Raw genomic sequence first — 15,313 nt, forward strand, 5'->3', positions numbered from 1 at the left:
CCGGAGACGATCAGCTTGGCGATCAACGAGTCGAAGGAGCCCGGGATGGTCTCGCCCTTCTCGTAGCCACCGTCCAGGCGCACCCCGGGTCCGGCGGGGGGTGCCCATTCGGTCAGGGTGCCGGGGGCGGGCATGAAGTTGTTGCCGCCGTCCTCGGCGTTGATCCGGAACTCGATGGAGTGGCCACGGACCTCCGGGTCCTCATAGCCGAGCTCCTCGCCGGCGGCGATCCGGAACATCTCCCGGACCAGGTCGATGCCGGTGACCTCTTCGGAGACGCAGTGCTCGACCTGGAGGCGGGTGTTGACCTCGAGGAAGGAGATGGTCCCATCGGCGGCGACCAGGAACTCACAGGTCCCGGCGCCGACGTAGCCGGCCTCCCGCAAGATCGCCTTGGACGACTCATAGAGCCGCTTGTTCTGCTCCTCGGACAGGAACGGTGCCGGGGCTTCCTCGACCAGTTTCTGGTGGCGGCGCTGCAGGGAGCAGTCACGCGTGGAGACCACGACCACGTTGCCGTGTTTGTCGGCCAGGCACTGGGTCTCGACGTGGCGGGGCTTGTCGAGGAACTTCTCCACCAGACACTCACCCCGCCCGAACGCACCCACGGCCTCACGCACGGCGGATTCGTAGAGGTCGGGGATCTCCTCCAGGGTCCGGGCGACCTTCAGACCACGTCCGCCGCCACCGAAGACGGCCTTGATCGCGACCGGGAGGCCGTACTCCTTCGCGAAGGAGACGATCTCGGTAGCGTCCTTGACCGGGTCCTTGAGCCCCGGCGCCAACGGCGCACCCGCCTTGAGCGCGATCTGCTTGGCCTTGGCCTTGTCACCCAACGCGTCGATGGCCTCAGGCGAGGGCCCGATCCAGGTCAGACCCGCCTCGATCACGGCGGTGGCGAAGTCGGCGTTCTCGGCCAAGAACCCGTAGCCCGGGTGGACCGAATCCGCACCCGACTGGCGGGCGACATCGATGATCTTCTCAATCGAGAGATACGACTCAGCCGGGGTGGCTCCACCCAACGAGTAGGACTCATCGGCCAGCCGCACGAAGAGGGCGTCACGGTCGGGGTCCGCATAGATCGCGACCGAGCCGATCCCGGCGTCCTTGCACGCACGGATCACTCGAACGGCGATCTCACCGCGGTTGGCGATCAGGACCTTGGTCAGTGGCTTGCTCAACGAGAACTCCTCCATCGTGAATGCATGGACATGCTAGGGGAGGCCATCTCGCCCTGACTCCAGCCGCCCGTAGTAACGATTGTCACACCTCGGTGAGCTGCGCAAGCGATGAGGTTACTCGGCGGTACACGGCGTCGTCGACGAGCACGCCCGCATGCCGCAGCGCCAGCACGGCCGCTCCGGCGAGGCCGTCGGTGGCCACGACCGCCCCGGGAGCGACCCGCGCGGCGAAGTCGGGCTGTCGGGCCAGGACGCTCCCCGCCGCGACCAGCGGCCCCTCGACATCAGGCGTACGCACCGCCGCCAGCGTCTCCCTCAGCCCCTCGGCCGCCTGGTCGAGGATGCCCGCGGCGACCTCGTCGCCGGCACCTGCCGCGGTGAAGACGAGCGAGGCGAAGTCGGCCAGTCGCAGCGGCGGCATCGCGTAGAGCGCCGCCGTCGCCGCGACGAGGGTCGCTGTCCGGCCGCCTTGTGGCGTTTCATCAGGGGTGATGCCGAGCCGGTCCAGCAGCAGGCCGGTCAGCACGGTCGCGGCGCCCCGCCCGTCGAGCGGCGCCAGCCCGGCACGTACGACCTCCCGGCCCAGCCAGAAGCCCGAGCCGACGTCCCCGAGCAGCCAGCCCAGTCCGTCCGAGATACCGGCCAGCTGGCCGTCCTCGACCCGCACCGCCGACGCGCCCGTGCCAGAGAGCAGCACATAGCCGTCGGGCGACGCCGTCCCCGAGAAGTACGCAGCCAGCACATCGAAGTCGAAGACCGGCTCGACCACCACCAGGTCGGAGAGAGCGGCCACGATCGCGGCCCGGTTGCCGGGGTCGCCCGCCCCCGCCACCGCCAGGGCAGCACCGGCGACCGTACCGGCTTTAGAGGAGGTCAGGGCCTGTGTGACGGCGGACCTGATCGCCGTCGTGGCAGCGTCGATTCCGGCGGAGGTCGGGTTGCCGCTGCCGGCCTTCCCGATGCCTCGGCACCGTCCGTCGGAGGAGACCACGACGGCGCGAGTGCTGGTGCCTCCAGCGTCGAGTCCCAGATAGTCGTTATTCATTGACACCGTTTCGTAACAGAAAACCATTGCCAGGCGTACTCTCTCCAAATAGTTTTCGAGCGCAGGCCTCGACATACGGTCGCGGCCGGAGTTTGCTAGGTGGGTGGACTAATTGACCAGAGACGTGTTCGGAGCCTTCGATGAGCAGGTTCGCACACGCCTGTCCGAGCTGCAGTCGATGGCGCAATCCGGTGGCCTCGACGCGGCGGTCGAGGCGATGGTCGGCAGCATCCGCAACGGCGGCGTGCTGCAGGCGTTCGGCACCGGCCACTCGCAGGCGTTCGCGATGGAGATCGCCGGGCGGGCCGGTGGTCTGATCCCCACCCACGCCATCGCTCTGCGCGACACGGTCCTCAAGGGCGACCGGCCGGCGAGCGATCTCAAGGGCGGCCTCCTCGAGCGTGACACCAACATCGCCAACGAGCTCTGGGAGCTCCACGAGTTCCACCCCGAGGACGTCTTCCTCATCGCGTCCAACTCCGGTGTCAACGGCTCGATCGTCGGCATCGCGCAGCGCGCGAAGGAGGAGGGCCACACGGTGATCGCGGTGACCAGCCTCCAGCACACCAACGCGGTCACCCCCAAGCACCCCAGCGGTAAGCGCCTGGCCGAGATCGCCGACGTGGTGATCGACAACCTGGCTCCGTTCGGCGACGCAACCGTCCCGGTCGGTGACGGCGGCGTGCTCGCCGGCGCCGTCTCCTCCATCACGGCGGCCTACATCGCCCAGCTCCTGACCCTCGCCACCGCCGCGAGGATCGAGGAGGCAGGCGAGACCCCGCCCCTCTATCTCTCCGCCAATATCCCGGGTGGCGATGAGCACAACGATGCGTTAAAGGCTCGCTACGGCGAACGCATCGGAAGCATGGCCTGAACACCCGTAAAGAAGAAGTAACGAGGAACCCACCCGAAAGAAGGCAGCACGATGTCCCAGCAGCTTCACCGGCTCGATCGCCGGACTCTTCTGCGCGGCACCCTCGCCGGCGCGGCGCTCGTATCGTTCTCCGGAGCGCTCGCCGCGTGTGGCGCGCCCGGTAGCGACACCGACAACTCCGGCGGTGGCACCAAGTCCGCGTCCAACCCGTTCGGTATGCCCAAGGACGGCACCGTCGACGCAGTGATCTTCGACGGTGGCTACGGCTACGACTACGTCGAGTTCGCCGCAGGCGTGGTCGGCAAGGAGTTCGCCGATGCCGACCTGAAGATCAGCGCCACGACCAAGATCGCCACGGAGCTGCAGCCGCGCTTCGTCGGCGGCACGCCCCCGGACCTGATCGACAACTCGGGTGCGGACCTGATCGGCTTCAGCTCGATCGCCGCCCAGCTCGAGGAGCTCGACGACGTCTTCGAGGCCGAGAGCTACGAGGGCGTCAAGATCGAGGAGACCCTCTACCCGAACGTGAAGGTGCCCGGCACCTACAGCGACCGTTTCGTGGCGATCAACTACGTCATGACCCTCTACGGCGTGTGGTACTCCGCCTCCCTCTTCGAGGAGAACGGCTGGACCGCGCCGAAGACCTGGGACGAGGCGCTCGACCTCGGTGCCAAGGCCAAGGCCAAGAAGAAGTACCTCTGGACGTGGGGCAAGGAGGCGGCGACCTACTACCGCACCCTGGTCATCGACTCGGCGGCCAAGGAGGGTGGCGACGAGGTACGCCTCGGGCTCGAGAACCTCGAGAAGGGCATCTGGTCCCACAAGGTCATCCAGGACATCCTGGGCAAGCTCGGCGAGATGGTCAGCCAGGACATGTTCATCCCTGGCGGCGCCGGCACCCAGTTCACCGCCGCGCAGGCCAAGTGGTCCAACGACCAGCAGGCGCTCCTCTACCCGAGCGGCGGCTGGATCGAGAACGAGATGAAGGATGCCACCAAGGAGGGCTTCGAGATGACCGGCATCCCGGAGTTCGTCCTCAGCGACAGCTCGGCGCTGCCGTACGAGGCCGTCCGCGCCGCGGCCGGCGAGGCGTTCATCGTGCCGAGCAAGGCGAAGAACCCGGCAGGTGGCAAGGAGATCCTCCGGGCCATGCTGTCGAAGGAGGCCGCGACCAACTTCGCCAAGACGAAGCTCGCGCCGACCATCGTCAAGGACACCATCCCTGCCGACGGGTTCGGCTCCGCGGCGCTGAAGTCGCAGAGCGCGATGCTCGACGCCGCCGGTGAGAACACCTTCAACTACCAGTTCTACGACTACTACGGCACCAACGCCGACGAGCTCGTCGTGTGGAACTCGTTCCTCTCCGGTGACCTCGACGTCAAGGGCCTGACCAAGGCAGTCCAGGGCATCTTCGACAAGGTCGCCGACGACTCATCGATCGAGAAGCTCAAGGTTTCCTGACACCATGCCGGACCCATCCACCACGATGGCCCAGACGGCCGGCGGTCCCCCCGAGGAGAATCCTTGGGGGGCCGCCCCCGGCCGGCGCCGCCGCAAGCTAACCCTCGACCGGGCACTGTTCATGACGGTCTTCCTCGGCCTCCCGGTCGCGGTCTTCGTCATCTTCGTCGTGGTCCCGATCGGGCAGGCCCTCTTCTACTCGCTGACCGACTGGACCGGCTTCTCGCCGGTCATGAACTTCGTCGGCCTGGACAACTACGCCAAGCTCCTCGACGACGAGACCTTCGTCAAGGCACTGCGCAACAACATACTGCTCACGATCGTGGTGCCCTTCGTGACTCTGGTTGCGGCGCTGGCGATCGCGGTGGTCGTGACCACCGCCGGTCCCAGCACCGGTCAGGTCCGCGGCCTGAACGGGTCCGGCTTCTACCGGGTCGTCTCGTTCTTCCCGTACGCCGTCCCCGCTGTCGTCATCGGTCTGCTCTGGGCTCAGGTCTACGACCCCGCCGCCGGCCTGCTCAACGGCATGCTCACCGGCATCGGCCTCGACGGGTTCAAGGACTACGCCTGGCTCGGGGAGGTGCGTGCGGCGATGCCTGCTTCGATGTTCGTGATCATCTGGGCCAGCATCGGCTTCTACACGGTGCTCTTCGTGGCCGCCATCAAGGGCGTACCCGCAGAGATCTACGAGGCTGCCCGCATCGATGGTGCCGGCCGCTTCCGCACCGCCATCTCGATCACGCTCCCCTCGATCCGTGACAACGTGCAGACGGCCTACATCTATCTGGGGATCCTCACCCTGGATGCGTACGTCTTCATGGCGGCGCTCGCCCCTGGCGGCGGCCCTGCCAACAGCACGCTGACGATGAGCCAGCACCTGATGAACACCGCCTTCAAGAAGAGCCAGTTCGGCTACGCCACCTCGATGGGCGTGGTGCTCGCCCTGGTCACGCTGCTCTTCGCCGCCCTGGTCTTCGTCGTCTTCCACTTCGCTGGCGGACGCGACAAGAAGGGAGACGTACGCTGATGAGCGCCGTCACTCTGGACAAGCCTGTCGCTGCCCGCTCCGAGGGCGGGCGACGTACGCCCGGCGACGCACTGGTCGCCGGCACCTCGCACACGATGCTGATCATCTGGTCGGTCATCGTCATCGTGCCCTTCTGCTGGGTGGTGCTCTCCTCGTTCAAGACGTCGAAGGAGATCCTGTCCTCGCCGTTCTCCCTGCCCGCGGAGTGGAGCTTCGAGAACTACGTCAGCGCCTGGACCAAGGCCGGCATCGGGACGTACTTCTTCAACACCGTCATCGTCGTCGGCACCGCTCTGGTGCTGGTGATGCTGCTGGGGGCGATGTGCGCCTACGTGCTGGCGCGGTTCGAGTTCTTCGGCCGCAGGGTCATCTACTACACGATGCTCGCCGGGCTGACCTTCCCGGTCTTCCTGGTCATCGTGCCGCTGTTCTTCGTGCTCCAGGGCTTCGGGCTGCTCAACACGCTGCCCGGGTTGACCCTGACCTACGTCGCCTACGCGCTGCCGTTCACCGTCTTCTTCCTCTACGCCTTCTTCAAGACGCTGCCCGACGACGTCTACGAGGCCGCGATGATGGACGGTGCGGGCGAGTGGCGCACGTTCTTCCAGATCATGCTGCCGATGGCCGCACCCGGCATGGCCGGCGTGGCGATCTTCAACTTCCTCGGGCTGTGGAACCAGTTCCTGCTCCCGGTGGCGCTCAACACCAACCGGGACAACTACGTGCTCACCCAGGGCATGGCGTCGTTCTCCTCCCAGGCGGGTTACAACGTCGACTTCGGTGCGCTCTTCGCCGGGGTGGTGCTGACGGTGCTTCCGGTCCTGGTCGTCTACCTGATCTTCCAGCGGCGCATCGCCGGAACGGTCTCGACGGGCACGTTCCGCTGACCCGAATCTGGGCCGGATTCTGAACCAGATGTGACGCGGATCTCGCGCCCCAGGTTAATAAGCGCTAACCTGGGGCGCATGAGCGAGCGACAGCGAGTGACCATCGGCGTCAGGCCGCCACTTCCGTACTCTTTGCATTGCCCTACGGAGGTGGCGGCATGACCGCCTTTCTCCAGCCCGAGCACGAAGAGTTGCGTGCTGTCGTCCGTGACTTCGCCCAGAAGGAGATCGCGCCCCATGCCTCGCAGTGGGACCGCGACCATCACTTCCCTGTCGACGTGGTCCACAAGATGGGTGAGCTGGGCCTCTTCGGCCTGACCGCCCCCGAGGCGTACGGCGGGGGCGAGGGGGACCTCGTCGCGCTCTGCGTCGCGATCGAGGAGCTCGGCCGCGTCGACCAGTCGATCGGCATCACGCTCGAGGCCGCCGTCGGCCTGGGCATCAACCCGATCCTCACCTACGGCACCGACGAGCAGAAGGAGCGCTGGCTCCCCGACCTCGTCGCTGGCAAGAAGCTGGCCGGGTTCGGGCTGACCGAGCCGGGTGCCGGCTCGGATGCCGGCGCGACGGCCACCAAGGCCGTCCTCGATGGCGAGGAGTGGGTCGTCGACGGCGCCAAGCAGTTCATCACCAACTCCGGTTCCTCGATCACCTCAGTCGTCACCGTCACGGCGCGCACCGGCACCCGTGACAACGGCAAGCCCGAGATCAGCACCATCATGATCCCTTCGGGCACGTCCGGGTTCACCGCCGAGAAGGCGTACGACAAGCTCGGCTGGCACGCTTCCGACACCCACCCGCTCTCCTTCGACGGCGCCCGGGTGCCGGCCGACCACCTCCTCGGTGAGCGCGGCCGTGGCTACGCCCAGTTCCTCGCCACCCTCGACGACGGCCGCGTCGCGATCGCCGCGCTCGCGGTCGGCTGCATCCAGGCCTGCCTCGACATGGCGCTCGAGTACGCGGGGGAGCGGCAGACCTTCGGCGGCCCGATCGGTCGCAAGCAGGGCGTCGCCTTCCAGATCGCCGACCTCGAGGTCATGCTGCGGGCCTCACGCCTGCTGACGTACGAGGCCGCGGCCATGAAGTCCGGGCTCGACTCGGGCGCCGTGACGATGAAGGAGTTCAAGCAGGCGGCTGCCGCCGCCAAGCTGTACTCCACCGAATCGGCCGTCACCGCGACCCGCATCGCCACCCAGGTCTTCGGCGGCTACGGGTTCATGGAGGAGTATCCGGTGGCCCGCTTCTACCGCGACGCGAAGATCCTCGAGATCGGCGAAGGCACCTCCGAGGTGCAGCGCATGCTGATCGCCAGAGGTCTCGGCCTTCCTGTGGAGTAGAGCCCGTCGAATAGGCGCGAATCTTACGGCACGCTGAACGAAACCCGCGAAGTAATCAAGAGCCATCTCACCATTGACCGTTTACTGTGGCCACATGGTGTTCGGGGGACAGCTGCTAGGACGGCTGCGTCGCACCCGCCTCTTCGGAGAGGTGGTCCGCTTCATGATGGTCGGCGGAATTGCGACAGCAGTCGCTTTCGTGCTGTTCAACGGACTGGTCCACGGCTTCTTCATGGGCGCCGGACCGATGAACGGTCAGCCGATCCCGGCCTACATCATCGCCAACACGGTCGGCATGCTGATCAGCTACGACCTGAGCCGTCGCTGGACCTTCCGCCACCGTGTCTCCGACCATGCCGACGGCGGGTTCACGGCGTACGTCATGATCAACGCGGTCACGATGCTGCTGCCGGTGGGGTGTCTGTACGTCACCCGTAGCGTGATCGGCTGGGACAGCGCGATCGCCGACAACCTGTCGGCCAACGTGGTCGGCGTGCTGCTGGGCCAGATCGCCCGGTTCTTCCTCTTCCGGAAGTTCGTCTTCGGCCGCCCGATCCGCTACACGCAGGTCTACGGCAGCGTCGAGGAGGAGGCCGCCGCGCTGAAAGCGGCCGCGGGCGGCGCGACGGTACTGATGACCCCGGAGCGTCGCGAGTCGGTCACCGGTTCCACAGAGCCGGCCACGCGTGACCGAGCTGGCTGAGCAGGTCGCGTAGCAGCGGCAGGCTCAACCCGACGACGTTGTGGTGGTCGCCCTCGATCCCGGTGATGAACGCCCCGCCGAGTCCGTCGATCGTGAACGCGCCCGCGACGTGCAGCGGCTCGCCGGTCGCGACGTACGCAGCGATCTCCTCGTCCCTCACATCGGCGAAGTGCACCGTGGTGGCAGCGGTCTGCGACACCTGCTGACCCGTCGCGGTGTCGACCAGCGCATGCCCGGAGACGAGTACGCCGCTGCGCCCCCGCATCCCCCGCCAGCGCTGAGTCGCCTCCTCCGGATCGTGCGGCTTCCCCAGGGGCTTCCCGTCGAGCTCGAGGACGCTGTCGCACCCCAGCACGAGCGCCCCTTCGGGCACCTCGGGACGGCCGGCGACCGCGTCCCGCTTGAGCTCGGCGAGCCCGAGCGCCAGCTCCGTCGGCGGCAGCCCATCGAGCTTGCTCTCGTCGACGCCGGAGACGATCACCACAGGCTCGACACCTGCGCTGCGCAGCGTCTGCAGCCGGGCGGGGGACTTGGAGGCAAGGACCAGCGTGGTCATGGCTCAACCCTAGGGGTAGCGGTCCTTTACCCCGGAGTCCGTCCCGACTAGGTTTCGCACATCCAACCCATCTCAATGAGGAGAAATCCGAAGTGACGGATTACCCGCCGCCCCCGCCCCCGCAGCAGCCGTACGGCGCTGGTCCCGTGGGCGAAGTTCCGCTGAGCCAGCCGCTCCGCGGCGCGTCGCCCCGCGACGCCATCGTGCGCTTCTTCAAGAAGTACGCCTCCTTCGAGGGCCGCGCCAGCCGGTCCGAGTTCTGGTGGCCCTGGTTCGCTGCGGTCGTCGTCAACATGGCGATCAACGTGATCCTCGGCGCAGACTCGACCGCCGGCTCCATCATCGGCGGGATCTTCGGGCTCGCCGTCCTGGTCCCGTCCCTCGCTGTCGGCGCCCGCCGTCTGCACGACACCGGCCGCTCCGGCTGGTGGCAGCTGCTCTACCTGACCTGCGTCGGCATCATTGTGCTGATCGTCTTCTGGGCCCTGCCCGAGAAGGCCGAGGGCGACAAGTACAACGTCGCCTGACGCGACTCTGGTCCTTCGCAGGTAAGCCTGGCCACCGAAAAGTGTCGGTGGCCAGGCTTACTGTCATTCCATGGCCTGGCGGAAGTACACACAGGAGATGTTGCAGGAAGCGGTCGACAACTCGACATCCGTCGCCGGCGTACTTCGGCACCTCGGTCTCAACCAAGCGGGTGGAACCCACGCCCACATCAGCCGGATGCTCAAGAAGATGGACATCGACACCAGCCACTTCGTTCGGTATGTCGGCACGGGCGCACATGCCCGACACTCTGCAGACAAGATCCTCGTCGTGCGACCGCCAGGCAGCGGGCGAGCGAAGCCGCCCATGCTGCGACGAGCGCTCCTCGAGATAGGTCGGCCGTACGTGTGTGCCGAGTGTGGCTGTGGCGAGAGGTGGCGAGGAAAGCCCCTCCGCCTCCATATCGATCACATCGATGGCGACTTCCACAACAACCTCGCCGACAACCTTCGGTTCCTCTGCCCCAACTGCCACAGTCAGACCCCGAACTTCAGTGGCGCGAGTCGTGGGAAGTACGCCTTGGCCGGCGGGTAGGACACACCGGCACGTTCTGCGCCGTCGGCTGTCTGGTTGCGGCCGTCAGCCTCTAGACTGATCGCCGCTCGCCGAAGTGGTGGAATTGGCAGACACGCAGCACTTAGGATGCTGTGCTCCAGGGCGTGCGGGTTCAAGTCCCGCCTTCGGCACCAGAGCACCTCTATTCCAACCTTCACGCAGAAGGTCCTGAAGTAGTGGTGCTTCGGTTGAGTCGAACTCCCCAGCGTTCTCGTTGGGGAGTTCTGTTCGTTCTGGGGGTGCTGGTGGTGGCCGCCGACGACGTCGCGGTACCACGAAGAGCAGCGCGCTAAATCTCGTTCAGGTGCTCGTAACCGCGAGCAGCGTCGTGTAGCTCTTGCACGATCTGAGTCTTGCTCGCTCTCGCGTGTGGCTCGCCGGCCGTCATCGACTCCATATCTCTGCGCCAACTGGGTGACCTGATCCTGAACAAAGTTGAGAGCGTCATCCGAACTCGTACGTCGGGCGACATGGTCAGCACGGCGGAACTCCATGCCGTTGCCGCCTCCAGCCTCCGTATCTGTGGCGTGCCCGAGGCTCAGATCGAGGTCGCGGCGAAAGTGGCGGTGGTCGCTCTGGAGGGGTGGGGGAGGAGATGTGACAACTCTGCTCGTAGACACTGATGCACTGCGTCAGCGACGCGAGCACCTGTTTGCCGATTTCGTTGACAGGCTCAATCCACAGCCGCGGGCTAGTCAGCGGTCGATGTTGATCATCCGGGCCACGACTAGGGAGCCTCGGGCGGCGGTGATGCTGAGGTGAGTATCGTCTGGGACGACGAGTCCCGTCGGATCGGTTCCTGCGGTGAGCTTGTCCATGACCTGGTCATCGATCATGCTGACACGGTCAGTGCCAGGCAGGTTGGCACGTCGGATAGCAGGGACCTCGCGGCCGAACTCTGGGAGGTCGGGAAGTCTGATGTTCAGCCATGCCTGTGCTGCCCAGACGGTGTGGTTGAGTTGTTCGGTGGTCGGTGCGACACTCTGGTCGCGGGAGATGCCGTGCCAGTATGCCCCGCAGTTTCGACAGCAGGTTGCGGTGGCATGTTGTGCGTAGGCCACGATGTTCTTGGTGTAGGGCGCGGCGCGTCCCGCCCAGGCGTCTGTCGAAGTCATAGCTGCGACGACGGCCTTCTCAATGCGGTGCAGGAGCTCAGTCTTTCCTAGCCTGAGTGCCTGGTTGTATGCCCATTCGTCGATCGGGACATGCCAGTAGTGGGCGCGGATGAGCTCGTGCTGTTGACTCTCTAGCGTGCTCGCCAACTGGTCGGGGTCGCCGTAGCGGAGGTCGCCTGCGCCGGGCATGGTCGTCACGGGGGCACCACAATCGCGGCAGTTCCCCGGGGCGACCTCCCCACTGTACTTGTGAGGCCGGCGCAGGTGATCGAGGCAGTGGCGGCCGTGATTACACGACGTCATCGTGCACACAATCTTTAGTGGCACCATGCCCGGGGGAGCCGGTCCGCTGGACAACTCCTCGTGCTTGGAAGCGATCTTCTGCCGCAGCTGCTCGATCAGGTCTGGGTCGAAGGGGTAAGCGCTCATATCCCGATCCCATCGATGAGAATCTCCCGGTCCAAGGAGTCCAGGCGGGAGAAGTCGACGTACTCGAACAGAATGCTCCGACATACCACCCAGGCGTCCTGGTCGGCGGGGTGCAGTGCGTTGGCTGCCGGCCACCAATTAAATCCCTCGGCACCGATGCGGGTGGCGGCGTAGTCAGCGAGTACGCCCACCGAGACCTCGCCAGCAGCGGCCACTGCGGGCAGCACGGACTTGAGTCGTGCCACGTCTCTGCCGGCTTGGTCAAGCGCGACATGCAGCATTGCCTCGGCGGTGTCGCCCAACAGCAGTTCGGACGCGAAGTCATCTGCAGCTCGCTCGGAGGGGAGTTTGCGCCAGTCGTGAGCGTCGACATCTGCTTCTATGACGGCCTCGTCGCTGGGATTGTTGGCGTGATCCATCTCGTGTGCGAGTAGAAAGGCCCACCGGTCGGGGCTGCGGACCCCGTGCTTGAGGGCGACGACAGGACGGTCCTCAATATGCCAACAAGCTCCATAGAAGGTGCCCGGGTCGGACAGCGGGAGGACTGGAATGCCGTGCTCCCAGCACAGTCTGGTCAGGGTGGCCAACGGCTGGTCCGCCAAAGGCCCAGATAGTTCTGCTCGCAGTTCTGCGAGCTCAGGCAGTGGCTGATAGTCGGTTTTGCAGGCTTGTACTAGAAGTTCGCCGAGGTACTGGGCATAGCGCGCGTAGCCGTTTACTGCCTGGACGTTCGCTGCCGACGAGGCACGGAAGGCGCCCGCGTTAGCGAGTGCAGGGATTTGACCCGCGACAACTTCACTGATGTCGGCCTTGAAGATTCTGGCTGCACGGGCTGCGGCGTTCATCCAACCGCCCCCTGGGCTAGTGCCGACCTCAGTACCGAAGATGCGACGGCTGAGTGTCTCCTTGCTAATGCCCAGGTCGGTGAGGTTGCGGCGTAGCGCAGCTCCGCCACCGCCGGTAGAGGGCAGCGTCACCTCCCCTTGGAAAGTGACACCGAGCGCCTGCATGATCTCCTCTAGGCGGTTGAGACTGGCGCCGGAGTAGTCGTTGGCTTCGTAGCGCTGTATCTGCTGTTCGCGCAGCCCGAGGCGCTCGGCGAGATCGCGTTGGGTGAGTTGTGCCGCGATCCGGGCTCGGATCAAGGTGTGAGGCAGTTCGGCCAGATTCGTGACCTCGGACACTGCTGCTATGGAGCCCGAGCGCAGCGCTTCGTACTCGGTCAGTTCGCCATCCATCTCCAAAACCTGGGAAGTGAGAGCATCGCGAGTAGCCTTGACGACCCAGTCGGGCGCGCTTGCCTGCGGGAGCTGGTCGAGCTCGGTAAGTAGCCGGTCGCGTTCGCTCTGTGTTACCCGGTATTGGCGTTCGTTGCGGATCATGGGACCTCCTTCGGGTTGAGCAGAACAATTCCCTTCGTGCCGCCGTCGCGGGTGCGTTGAAAAAACTCCACGAAGGACAACCCCGAGCCGATCTCTACACCTGCAATCAGGACGTCGCCCAAGTACTTGGCCTTGATCGCCTCCCTTCCGGCATGGCTGTAGTCGACTAACACTGGGTCCAGTAGCGGTCTATCAACGCCCTCCGGGTCCCAGCATGCGTCGTAGTCACCCGGTCGGTCCTTGTCGGTCACGAAGCTGCCGTCGACCCACAGCTGCGTACAGCCGGCGTCTGCCAGGGCTAAACAGGCAGCCGAGAGTCCCCCCAGCAGCATCCGTCGACGCTCGTTCGTCCCGAAGGCTTGAACGAGCTCGTCCCAGCTGGCCTTGTGTATCCCGGGCGGGAGCACCCCGGCCGACGTCAGGTCTGGCAGCACGACACAACATTATCATTGTGTTGTCTGGATTGGGGTAGTTTCGCTCCTGGAGGGCCGAATCGCGCGCGGACAACCGTCGGCGGGGCTAGCGTGGCAAGGATCGAGCGCACTGCCTGAAGGGATACAGATGGCGACCGAGGGGCCTGGCGGCGGGTATGGCGGACTGCAGGTTGTGCTCGCGGGAAACATCGCCAGCGGCAAGTCAACGTTGGCTCGCGGCTTGGCCGACCGGCTGGGCCTCGCCCTGATCGAGGAGAGCGTCGGTGACAATCCGTACCTCGACCGGTTCTACGCTGACATGCCTCGGTGGGCCTTCCACCTGAACATGTATTTCCTGGGCTCGCGCAGCCAGGCGATCCTTGATGCGACCACGTCGGGCCGCGGAGGTGTGTTCGACCGGAGCCTGTACGAAGACCGATTGTTCGTTGATCTAGCTCGAGCCGATGGCATTACACCGGAGGACAACTATGCGGTCTTCCGTAGCCTGTACGACGTACTTGAGCGAGTGCTGCCGCCACCGTCAATCCTGATCTACCTTGAGGCGCCCACGGACGTCTTACGCAGACGTATCACTGCGCGCGGACGAGCCTTCGAGCAGGAACTCACCGTCGAATACTTGGATCGTATCCAAGGCGCCTACCGCGATTGGGTCTCCACCTTTGATCGCTGCCCGGTACTGCGAGTCGACGCTGAGGCAAATGACTACCGTACCGATGAACGTTCGTTGGAACTGCTTTACAAGCAGGTGCAGCGGCGGCTGGGCTCGGCTACTGGCTAAGTCGCAACCGTCGCTCGCGCGGCAACAGTGATCATCTGGGCTGCGGCATCGGATGAAATCTGCGCGGTATCGATGATTACGGAGGCGTGGTTCCGGAGTAGGTCGAGTTCGCTCTCGACCCCGTGAATCGTGGCTGCGGTGCGGGCGCCGGTTGCGCCCCGGGCCGTCCAGCGCTCATCCAGGACATCGGGAGGCGCGGTCAGGAAGACCACAACCAGATCCGGCATGAGTGCGTGCAGCGCTTCGAGAACGTCGAGATGCCGGACGCCTTCGATCACTACGTCAGCTCGCCGCTCTTGCAGCAAAGCCTCGCTTAGTCCGCGTGGTCCCCACCTCGTATGAAGTTCCTGGCCGAGCTCCTGGAGCGTCGCACGATCTCTGCTCAGGTCCCTCTGCTGAGCCTCCGCACGAACAAGATCGCCAAACGACAACAGCACGCTGTCATTGGACATGGCGACCTTGCCGGCGACCGTGGACTTGCCGACGGCCATCGGTCCGGTCACAACAACGGGGCGCATCTTTCTAGAAGAGCATGCTCGAGGGGTCGAACTTGGCTGAGTCACATTGATGACCAGCGTGAAGAGTGACCCAGGCCTGACGCCCTCGCTTTTCCAACGGTGTCGCAGGCAGGTCTCGAACCTCGCGCAGCCACAGCAGACTGGCAAACTTCGCGTGCTGCTTGGTCTCGACGTAGCCCGGCTCGTAGCCCAGGCCATCGGCGTATTTCTCAGCAAGGGATGCCGGTCCGTCGGGGGCGGTCAGATGCTCGAACTCCACGCGTTCGATCAACGCCATGGCCAAGATTGCGCCGCCGGAGCGCTTGAACAAGACGATGTCTCCCTCGGCGGCGCGCCGGAAGGGGGAGATGTTGACCTTCGTCAGACGGGACTCGATGTACTTCTCGCCAGAACGGACCTTCGACAAGTAAGGCTCGGTCATGATCGCGACATGGATGTTGGCGTCCAACTCGTTGGCCCACATCTGGAGATCATCGAGAGAAACC

17 protein-coding genes and 1 tRNA gene are annotated in these 15,313 nt (G+C 65.3%); 10 read left to right on the forward strand and 8 right to left on the reverse strand.

The features are described from left to right. Both ABTW65_RS27535 and ABTW65_RS27540 read right to left on the reverse strand, forming a co-directional pair. A partial coding sequence (locus ABTW65_RS27535) for an acetyl-CoA carboxylase biotin carboxylase subunit (protein ID WP_350666135.1) occupies nucleotides 1-1,196 on the reverse strand: 1,196 nt, incomplete at its 3' end. 67 nt (nucleotides 1,197-1,263) lie between these two features. Next, nucleotides 1,264-2,226 (reverse strand): N-acetylglucosamine kinase, encoded by a 963-nt coding sequence (locus ABTW65_RS27540; protein WP_350666137.1) that lies wholly within the window; start codon nucleotides 2,224-2,226, stop codon nucleotides 1,264-1,266. 112 nt (nucleotides 2,227-2,338) lie between these two features. Between ABTW65_RS27540 and ABTW65_RS27545 the strand changes: the two genes are divergently transcribed. The 6 genes from ABTW65_RS27545 to ABTW65_RS27570 all read left to right on the forward strand — a co-directional run bounded on the left by ABTW65_RS27545 (nucleotide 2,339) and on the right by ABTW65_RS27570 (nucleotide 8,515). Then, complete coding sequence (locus ABTW65_RS27545; RefSeq protein ID WP_350666139.1) at nucleotides 2,339-3,100, forward strand: sugar isomerase domain-containing protein; 762 nt, start codon at nucleotides 2,339-2,341, stop codon at nucleotides 3,098-3,100. Nucleotides 3,101-3,151: 51 nt separating this feature from the next. Further along, on the forward strand, nucleotides 3,152-4,561 hold the full coding sequence (gene ngcE, locus ABTW65_RS27550) for an N-acetylglucosamine/diacetylchitobiose ABC transporter substrate-binding protein (RefSeq protein ID WP_350666141.1): 1,410 nt from the start codon (nucleotides 3,152-3,154) through the stop codon (nucleotides 4,559-4,561). 4 nt (nucleotides 4,562-4,565) lie between these two features. Continuing rightward, the gene (locus ABTW65_RS27555) at nucleotides 4,566-5,588 is read left to right on the forward strand and encodes a carbohydrate ABC transporter permease (RefSeq protein ID WP_350666143.1); all 1,023 of its coding nucleotides are present in this window, start codon (nucleotides 4,566-4,568) and stop codon (nucleotides 5,586-5,588) included. Continuing rightward, the gene (locus ABTW65_RS27560) at nucleotides 5,588-6,475 is read left to right on the forward strand and encodes a carbohydrate ABC transporter permease (protein WP_350666145.1); all 888 of its coding nucleotides are present in this window, start codon (nucleotides 5,588-5,590) and stop codon (nucleotides 6,473-6,475) included. The genes ABTW65_RS27555 and ABTW65_RS27560 overlap by 1 nt, the downstream gene beginning before the upstream one ends. Before the next feature lie 158 nt (nucleotides 6,476-6,633). After that, a complete protein-coding gene (locus ABTW65_RS27565) occupies nucleotides 6,634-7,812 on the forward strand; it encodes an acyl-CoA dehydrogenase family protein (protein WP_350666147.1) in 1,179 nt (392 codons plus the stop codon). Nucleotides 7,813-7,906: 94 nt separating this feature from the next. Continuing rightward, nucleotides 7,907-8,515: a GtrA family protein gene (locus ABTW65_RS27570; protein ID WP_350666148.1), complete on the forward strand. Its 609-nt coding sequence runs from the start codon at nucleotides 7,907-7,909 to the stop codon at nucleotides 8,513-8,515. Here the strand turns inward: ABTW65_RS27570 and ABTW65_RS27575 are convergent. Further along, nucleotides 8,472-9,071, reverse strand: a complete 600-nt coding sequence (locus tag ABTW65_RS27575) for a Maf family protein (protein WP_350666150.1) — start codon at nucleotides 9,069-9,071, stop codon at nucleotides 8,472-8,474. The genes ABTW65_RS27570 and ABTW65_RS27575 overlap by 44 nt on opposite strands. Before the next feature lie 92 nt (nucleotides 9,072-9,163). On the opposite strand from ABTW65_RS27575, the gene ABTW65_RS27580 reads away from it, so the two are divergent. The 3 genes from ABTW65_RS27580 (at nucleotide 9,164) to ABTW65_RS27590 (ending at nucleotide 10,306) form a co-directional block, all read left to right on the forward strand. Continuing rightward, complete coding sequence (locus tag ABTW65_RS27580; protein ID WP_350666152.1) at nucleotides 9,164-9,598, forward strand: DUF805 domain-containing protein; 435 nt, start codon at nucleotides 9,164-9,166, stop codon at nucleotides 9,596-9,598. Nucleotides 9,599-9,668: 70 nt separating this feature from the next. Then, the gene (locus ABTW65_RS27585; protein ID WP_350666154.1) at nucleotides 9,669-10,151 is read left to right on the forward strand and encodes an HNH endonuclease signature motif containing protein; all 483 of its coding nucleotides are present in this window, start codon (nucleotides 9,669-9,671) and stop codon (nucleotides 10,149-10,151) included. A 70-nt stretch (nucleotides 10,152-10,221) separates the two neighbouring features. Next, nucleotides 10,222-10,306: transfer RNA gene (locus tag ABTW65_RS27590), tRNA-Leu, on the forward strand. Nucleotides 10,307-10,867: 561 nt separating this feature from the next. On the opposite strand, the gene ABTW65_RS27595 is transcribed toward ABTW65_RS27590, so the two are convergent. The 3 genes from ABTW65_RS27595 to ABTW65_RS27605 are packed head-to-tail and all read right to left on the reverse strand — an operon-like array spanning nucleotide 10,868 to nucleotide 13,532. After that, nucleotides 10,868-11,716 (reverse strand): DUF4186 family protein, encoded by an 849-nt coding sequence (locus tag ABTW65_RS27595; protein WP_350666156.1) that lies wholly within the window; start codon nucleotides 11,714-11,716, stop codon nucleotides 10,868-10,870. Then, nucleotides 11,713-13,098, reverse strand: a complete 1,386-nt coding sequence (locus ABTW65_RS27600; RefSeq protein ID WP_350666158.1) for a helix-turn-helix domain-containing protein — start codon at nucleotides 13,096-13,098, stop codon at nucleotides 11,713-11,715. The genes ABTW65_RS27595 and ABTW65_RS27600 overlap by 4 nt, the downstream gene beginning before the upstream one ends. Further along, complete coding sequence (locus ABTW65_RS27605) at nucleotides 13,095-13,532, reverse strand: DUF6932 family protein (RefSeq protein WP_350666159.1); 438 nt, start codon at nucleotides 13,530-13,532, stop codon at nucleotides 13,095-13,097. Before ABTW65_RS27605 ends, ABTW65_RS27600 begins: the two co-directional genes overlap by 4 nt. A 127-nt stretch (nucleotides 13,533-13,659) precedes the next feature. Here ABTW65_RS27605 and ABTW65_RS27610 point away from each other — a divergent pair, with 127 nt between their 5' ends. Beyond that, nucleotides 13,660-14,310 carry a deoxynucleoside kinase gene (locus tag ABTW65_RS27610; protein WP_350666161.1) on the forward strand — a complete coding sequence of 217 codons (651 nt, stop codon included), beginning with the start codon at nucleotides 13,660-13,662 and terminating at the stop codon, nucleotides 14,308-14,310. Here the strand turns inward: ABTW65_RS27610 and ABTW65_RS27615 are convergent. Together ABTW65_RS27615 and ABTW65_RS27620 are read right to left on the reverse strand one after the other, a co-directional pair. Beyond that, on the reverse strand, nucleotides 14,307-14,813 hold the full coding sequence (locus tag ABTW65_RS27615; protein ID WP_350666163.1) for an AAA family ATPase: 507 nt from the start codon (nucleotides 14,811-14,813) through the stop codon (nucleotides 14,307-14,309). The genes ABTW65_RS27610 and ABTW65_RS27615 overlap by 4 nt on opposite strands. 19 nt (nucleotides 14,814-14,832) lie before the next feature. After that, nucleotides 14,833-15,291: a hypothetical protein gene (locus ABTW65_RS27620; protein WP_350666164.1), complete on the reverse strand. Its 459-nt coding sequence runs from the start codon at nucleotides 15,289-15,291 to the stop codon at nucleotides 14,833-14,835. Nucleotides 15,292-15,313 lie beyond the last annotated feature (22 nt).

It is taken from the genome of Nocardioides sp. NPDC127503 (assembly GCF_040302165.1).
In the GTDB taxonomy this organism is placed as follows: Bacteria; Actinomycetota; Actinomycetes; order Propionibacteriales; family Nocardioidaceae; genus Nocardioides.

Excerpts from the sequence above, each read along its gene's own strand:
- ABTW65_RS27540 (WP_350666137.1), bottom strand. The coding sequence starts at position 2,226 with ATGAATAACGACTATCTGGGACTCGACGCTGGAGGCACCAGCACTCGC.
- ngcE (WP_350666141.1), top strand. The coding sequence starts at position 3,152 with ATGTCCCAGCAGCTTCACCGGCTCGATCGCCGGACTCTTCTGCGCGGC.
- ABTW65_RS27555 (WP_350666143.1), top strand. The coding sequence starts at position 4,566 with ATGCCGGACCCATCCACCACGATGGCCCAGACGGCCGGCGGTCCCCCC.
- ABTW65_RS27560 (WP_350666145.1), top strand. The coding sequence starts at position 5,588 with ATGAGCGCCGTCACTCTGGACAAGCCTGTCGCTGCCCGCTCCGAGGGC.
- ABTW65_RS27565 (WP_350666147.1), top strand. The coding sequence starts at position 6,634 with ATGACCGCCTTTCTCCAGCCCGAGCACGAAGAGTTGCGTGCTGTCGTC.
- ABTW65_RS27570 (WP_350666148.1), top strand. The coding sequence starts at position 7,907 with ATGGTGTTCGGGGGACAGCTGCTAGGACGGCTGCGTCGCACCCGCCTC.
- ABTW65_RS27575 (WP_350666150.1), bottom strand. The coding sequence starts at position 9,071 with ATGACCACGCTGGTCCTTGCCTCCAAGTCCCCCGCCCGGCTGCAGACG.
- ABTW65_RS27585 (WP_350666154.1), top strand. The coding sequence starts at position 9,669 with ATGGCCTGGCGGAAGTACACACAGGAGATGTTGCAGGAAGCGGTCGAC.
- ABTW65_RS27595 (WP_350666156.1), bottom strand. The coding sequence starts at position 11,716 with ATGAGCGCTTACCCCTTCGACCCAGACCTGATCGAGCAGCTGCGGCAG.
- ABTW65_RS27600 (WP_350666158.1), bottom strand. The coding sequence starts at position 13,098 with ATGATCCGCAACGAACGCCAATACCGGGTAACACAGAGCGAACGCGAC.
- ABTW65_RS27610 (WP_350666161.1), top strand. The coding sequence starts at position 13,660 with ATGGCGACCGAGGGGCCTGGCGGCGGGTATGGCGGACTGCAGGTTGTG.
- ABTW65_RS27620 (WP_350666164.1), bottom strand. The coding sequence starts at position 15,291 with ATGTGGGCCAACGAGTTGGACGCCAACATCCATGTCGCGATCATGACC.